Below are 5,495 nucleotides of genomic sequence, written 5' to 3' on the forward strand. Positions count from 1 at the left end.
CTTTTTTTGACTGGCTTGCCCTGGGTCGCTCCCGTCCAAAGCCTCGCCGCTGAACAGCCGGAATCTCTCTATAATTCGCTCTGCATCCAATTTCATAGGCAACCTCTCAGATATCGGGGCTTACGGGGTGGGCTCCCGGCCCGCCCCAGCCCGTCTATATTTTGGTAATCGGTTACAGGGGTCGCGCTGCTTTTTTTGACTGGCTTGCCCTGGGCCGCTCCCGTCCGAAGCCTCGCCGCTGAACAGCTGGAATCTCTCTATAATCCGCTCTACATCCAATTTCATAGGCAACCTCTCAGATATCGGGGCTTACAGGGTGGGCTCCCGGCCCGCCCCAGCCCGACTATACTTTTAGTAATGGTTTACAGGGGTCGCGCTGTTTCCGGTGACCGGCTTACCCCTGGGTGCAGTCCAGCCCAGCCGCCGCCCCGGCAAAGAGACGGGCAAAGCCGCAGGTCACGCTGACAGCGGCCCGTTCCAGCTGGCGGTCGATGAGCTTGTCATAGTCTGTGACAATGCCCCCGGACTGGACCATTTCCAGGGCGCAGCTCTTGTCCAGCACCACAATTTTGTTTTCGGGCATGTCCGGCACATGGAGGAGCTTGGCCCCCAGGGGGGTGCAGAGTTTTCCCGTGCCCTGAAAATTCATTCCCGCCTGGGCGTCCTTGAACTCCGGCACCTGAAGCAGCTTCTGCATCATGGCGGTGCCTGCCGCCACGGTGTTCAGGGTAAAGGGCGACAGCTTGCCCCACAGGCCGATGAAGTCTGCGTAACCGGGCGCGCCGCCGGTGACGAACGCAATGCCCTCTTGACTTCCGTCCCCATTGATGAGCGTGTCCACCGCGTCCTTTTTCTGGGCGGCGGCAATGTACGCGCCGATTTGCCGCAGGGCCACGGTGAGCAGCTCCAGCTTCTGGAAGCGCAGGGCCTCGTAGCTGGCGGCCAGCACCTGGCCCCGCTTGCGCAGCTTGACCAGCTGGGCGTTGGTGCGGATGTCGGTGGTGGGCAGCTGAGCGGCCTCGGCTGTCTCGTCCGGAGCAGGGGCGGCGGCTCCCATGGAGATGCTGCGGTAGTCCAGCCCGTCGATTCTGGTGACCCCGGCTACCAGGTCCTCGATCTTCCCACCGCTCTCCATGCCCTGGCCCACGGCCCGGGCCACATACTCCGGGAACAGCGCCGCGCTGGAGCTGCTCTGAAAGAACTGCTCCACGGTCCCCGACTCAGGGCCGCTGACCTTGATGGCAAAGCGTTTCAGCTGACGCTGGTAGGCGTCCAGACCATCCAGGGCAGTGCCCCGATAGTTCTCGCTGCTGTCCAGCTCCTCCAACACCTGGGTAAAGCTTTTGCCCGGGGTGGAATACATGCCCTTCTCCAAAGAAATGTTCTCAAAATATGCCATGCTGTGCTCCTCCTTTAATCTGTTGCCTGTTTTTTCTCTTGTTTGCTTTGGCCCTCCTCGGTCAAGCCAAGGCCCACCAGCGCCTGCGCTGGCGCTGGTTAGATTTGGAATTCGCTGTTTCTGGCCTGCTGCTCCGGCCTCTCCGCCGCCAGCTGGGGCTTCAGCGGCAGGCTCCGCTGGGCCATGCGCTCATAGGTCTTTTCCATCTGCGCCAACGCTTCCATGTCCAGCCCCTTCAACGCCGCCTCCATCACTGCCCGGGGCATGTCAGGCTGCACAAGGGCGCTGTATTTCAACACGTTCCTCTCCAACTCCCGCCGGTACTGCCCGCCCCAGCGGGCCCGCTCCGCCAGCTCCTGAAACCGCCGCCCGATCTCCTTGACCTGACCCTTGGTCAGCAGAACATCCTCCCCAGGGGGGCATTGCAGCAGCTTCTCTACACTGACGCCCCGAGCACCGTGGGACTTGACTACCCCCGCCCCCCGCTGGGCGGGCACTGCCACAAAGGAGCACTCGTAGGCGTCGGCAGGGTCCAGCAGCACCCGGTGGGCCAGGCGGCCCCCGTAGGTTTTTCCCTTTTCATGGGCGCAGCGTTCCTTGCCGCAAAGGCCGCACACCGTGCGCTGCACCGAGCAGCTTACGCTCACCTCCTTCAGGATGCCGCTGTCAATCAGCTCCACGGTCTCCTTGGTCCCCTCTGTCCGGGGCAGATAAGCCCGGGCGGTCAGCCTGACAAGAGGCTCCCCCGCCTGGGTGGCCTCGCCCTGTACCTGTTCCAGCTCCGTGTGGTAGATGCGCGCCGTCTGGTTGACGCTTTTGCGCTCGTGGTCCAGAATACAGGTCTTGCCCAAAAACAGCTCCCGGAGCTTTTCCAGGCTCTCCACCGCGAACCGCTCAAAGTCCCGGTCGATCTCATTGTCGCACAGCACCAGGGCGAAGGTGTACACCTCCTCTGGCAGATAGGCCCTGCGGGTGTAGCGGTTGACCTCCGCCATCTCCTCCGGCCCCGGCGTTCCCGCCGACTTGATCACTGTACCTTCCTTCACAGCTCCACTTCCTTTCGTTCATTGGGTTGACTTCCGCCGCTCTGTCCTCCATCCAGGTCCTTTTTTCTGTGGGCTCAGGCAAAAGCGCGGTTGACCAGCAAGAGCTCCCTCACACGGCGTTGCGCGCGGGCCCTGCTCCCCCGTAAGGCCCGTGCGCCCTCCCCACCCGCCCCCCTGCCGTACCGCTCCCCTCCCTTCCCCCTCCGGGCCGCTGCTCTACTCCCCCTCTGTCCGGTCCAGCTCCGCGTCCAGCCTTCTGGCCCGGGCGGCGGCGTACAGGGCGTTGGCATGGTCCACCTCGTCCTGCATGGTGATCTCCTCCCACTCCAGGCTGCACTCCGGGGCATAGCCCTCCAGGGCCAGCCAGGTGCGGCAAATCTTCTGCGCCACCGGCGTCAGAATCCGCCGGTAGGCCTCCAGCTCGCTGGTGAGCACATCCGCCTGCTGGCTGGACATGCGCTCGGTGGAGGACCAGGACAGGCCCAGCAGAAAGGGCGGCAGCCCCAGCTTGGCCACAATCTGCTCCAGCATCTGCCGCACCGGCACCTCGCTCTCCAGAATCTGGTGGTCCGCCCCAATGGCCTGGATGGAGATGTCCCCAATCGCTACAAAGTCCCTGGGGGCATGGCTGGACATGACCTTCTTCCACTCCTCGGCCACCTGTCTGGCCCGGCCGGCGGCATTGCCCATGCTCCCCTCCGGGCGGCAGGTCACCGCAAAGCGCACATTGCCCATTCTCTCCCAGTTCACCCCAATGGTCTGGTAAATTTGCAGCAGCACCCCGCTCACAAAGGGCAGGCCCCGCAAAAGCGAGGTCCCCCAGGGAGACCCTGCCGCCGGGTTCAACGCCGAAACCAGCAGCAGCTCCGGGTAAGGGCAGGCCCGCCGGCCCCCGGCCTCTACCACAGAAACCTTTACCCCCAGCGCCCCGTCCGGTTCCAGGTCCAGGTCCCGCAGTCCCGCATTGTAAAGTGCCGCCAGCCGGCCCCCGGACACCACCATCTCCCCCACAGCGTTGCCGTAGGTGATCAGCTCCTCCAAGTAAATGCCCAAAAACTCGTGGACGCCCGCCCCGGCGGCGTTTACCTGCACCCCGGCCAGAAACTCCCTCAGCCTGGCCTGGGCCTCCGGGTCGGGACAGGACACGGTAAAGCTGCCAATCAGCCGCCGCAGCTTATAGATGGCCGCGTCGATAATGGGCACCCTCTCCCGCAACGCCCGGTACAGCTCCCGCTCCCCTGCGTTCACAGGCAGTCCGCCCAGGCCGGCGGGCCGGGTCTGCACGCTTACCGCCCCTGTCTCCCGCTTCTTCCGAAACCCCAGCATATCCCGCTTCTCTCCTTTCCTGTTGACATTTGAGAGCTGTTCCGGGCTCCGGCCCCCTCCTTTCGTGTCGAACGTTCATTCCCTTAAAAACACCTCTCATATAACCCTCTAAAAACCCAAAAAGTTGCTCTTAAAGACGCAACTTTTTAAGAAAAAAAATAAAATTTTTTCAAAAATCCCACCTGGGTCTGTCAAAACCCTTTCTACAATTTAAGATTCCCTTACTTTTCCGCTTCTCCCCTTGCTTTCCTCTGTCCATTCATGGTAAGATAGACTCATCAAAAAGAACCCGTGAATTTCAGGCAAAATTTTTCAAACTTCCAAAAGAGGTGCATTCACATGGCAGACTATAACAACGGGGGCTATCAGCCCCAGGGCCAGCAGCCCATGTACAATCCCCCCCAATATCAGCCCCAGACCGGCATCGATCCCCCTCCCGGCTACATTCAGCGCAGCCGCGCCGCGGCAGGCGTTCTGGCCATACTGACCGGCGCCTATGGGCTGCACAGCTTTTACCTGGGCAACACCTCCCGGGGACTCATCCAGCTTCTGGTGTCCTTTCTCACCTGCGGCTTCGGGGCCATCTTTATGATGATCTGGGGCATTCTGGAGGGCGTCAAGATTCTGGACGGCCGCATCAACACCGACGCCAACGGCGTATTTCTGAAAGACTGAGAAGGAGGAGCCCATCATGACTGATATGGAAAACAAGGAACAGAACCCCCAGGCCCCCCAGCCGGCTGCGGAGCCCGCTCCCGCCGGACAGAGCGGCCAGGACCAGCCCGCCGCTCCCCAGCAGCCCGCCGCTGAGCAGGCCGCGCCCCAGCCCGACCCGGAGCAAGCCCCGGCCGAACAGCCGGCGCAGGAGCAGCCTGCCTGGCAGAAGCCCGTTCCCCAGCTCACTCTGGAGCCGGACCCGGTGGTCCCGTCCATCCAGTTCCCTGAGCCGCCCCGGGCGCCCGAGCCGCCCACGGCCCAGGCCCAGCAGCCTCAGCCCCAGCCGGTGCAGTATGCCACCTACAATTACAACTTCAACACCCAGCCCGACCCCAACCAACAGCCTCAGCCGGGCTACGACCCCAACTATCAGCCCCCCAACTACACCGCCCAGAGCTATCAGCCCCAGCCGGTGCAGCAGCCCAAATACACCACGCCTCCTCCGGGGTATCAGCAGAAGAGCCGTTTGGCGGCAGGCCTGCTGGCTTTCCTCTTTGGCTCCCTGGGCATTCACAATTTCTATCTGGGCAACAACACCCGGGGCGTGGTTCAGCTGGTAGTTTCGCTGGCCGGCGGCCTGTTCACCTGCGGCCTGTCCACAGTAGCCGTGGCAATCTGGGGCATGGTAGAGGCGGTCAGCCTGCTCGCCTCTGCCACCCCCAAGTTTGACGGCAACGGCGTCATCCTAAGAGACTAGCCCCACCCCAAAAACGCCTGCGAGCCCCCCTCTCCAGGCGTTTTTTTATTTTTAATCCGCCTTTTTGGCCCTGCTGGGAGCAAGGCCCTACCACGATGCTATTAGGTTGCCCGCCTTTTGGCCCTGCTGGGAGCAAGGCCTTACCACGATGCTATTAGGCTGCCCGCCTTTTGGCCCTGCTGGGAGCAAGGTCCTACCACGATGCTATTAGGTTGCCCGCCTTTTGGCCCTGCTGGGAGCAAGCCCCTACCACGATGCTGATAGGTTGGCCCCTTTGGGAGGGGGGTGAGGGGGCAACCCCACGGGGAAG

At 62.5% G+C, this 5,495-nt stretch carries 5 protein-coding genes; 2 read left to right on the top strand and 3 right to left on the bottom strand.

Annotated elements, in window-relative coordinates; translation table 11 throughout:
- Nucleotides 1-394: 394 nt before the first annotated feature.
- The 3 genes from ACTO5E_RS09960 to ACTO5E_RS09970 form a co-directional block, all read right to left on the bottom strand.
- Entirely contained in the window at nt 395-1,399 is a 1,005-nt protein-coding gene (locus ACTO5E_RS09960; protein ID WP_482303329.1) for a phage major capsid protein, read from the bottom strand.
- A gap of 98 nt (nt 1,400-1,497) precedes the next feature.
- Entirely contained in the window at nt 1,498-2,445 is a 948-nt protein-coding gene (locus ACTO5E_RS09965) for a hypothetical protein (protein WP_482303330.1), read from the bottom strand.
- Nucleotides 2,446-2,661: 216 nt separating this feature from the next.
- Nucleotides 2,662-3,771 (bottom strand): serine/threonine protein phosphatase, encoded by a 1,110-nt coding sequence (locus ACTO5E_RS09970; RefSeq protein WP_482303331.1) that lies wholly within the window; start codon nt 3,769-3,771, stop codon nt 2,662-2,664.
- A 339-nt stretch (nt 3,772-4,110) separates the two neighbouring features.
- Between ACTO5E_RS09970 and ACTO5E_RS09975 the strand changes: the two genes are divergently transcribed.
- On the top strand, nt 4,111-4,446 hold the full coding sequence (locus tag ACTO5E_RS09975; RefSeq protein WP_482303332.1) for a TM2 domain-containing protein: 336 nt from the start codon (nt 4,111-4,113) through the stop codon (nt 4,444-4,446).
- Between the two features lie 16 nt (nt 4,447-4,462).
- Complete coding sequence (locus tag ACTO5E_RS09980) at nt 4,463-5,185, top strand: TM2 domain-containing protein (protein WP_482303333.1); 723 nt, start codon at nt 4,463-4,465, stop codon at nt 5,183-5,185.
- Nucleotides 5,186-5,495: the final 310 nt, after the last annotated feature.

It is taken from the genome of Acutalibacter sp., from assembly GCF_056800975.1.

Bases quoted from the DNA above. Each gene is read 5' to 3' on its own strand.
- ACTO5E_RS09960 (WP_482303329.1), bottom strand. From the start codon at position 1,399: ATGGCATATTTTGAGAACATTTCTTTGGAGAAGGGCATGTATTCCACC.
- ACTO5E_RS09980 (WP_482303333.1), top strand. From the start codon at position 4,463: ATGACTGATATGGAAAACAAGGAACAGAACCCCCAGGCCCCCCAGCCG.
- ACTO5E_RS09975 (WP_482303332.1), top strand. From the start codon at position 4,111: ATGGCAGACTATAACAACGGGGGCTATCAGCCCCAGGGCCAGCAGCCC.
- ACTO5E_RS09970 (WP_482303331.1), bottom strand. From the start codon at position 3,771: ATGCTGGGGTTTCGGAAGAAGCGGGAGACAGGGGCGGTAAGCGTGCAG.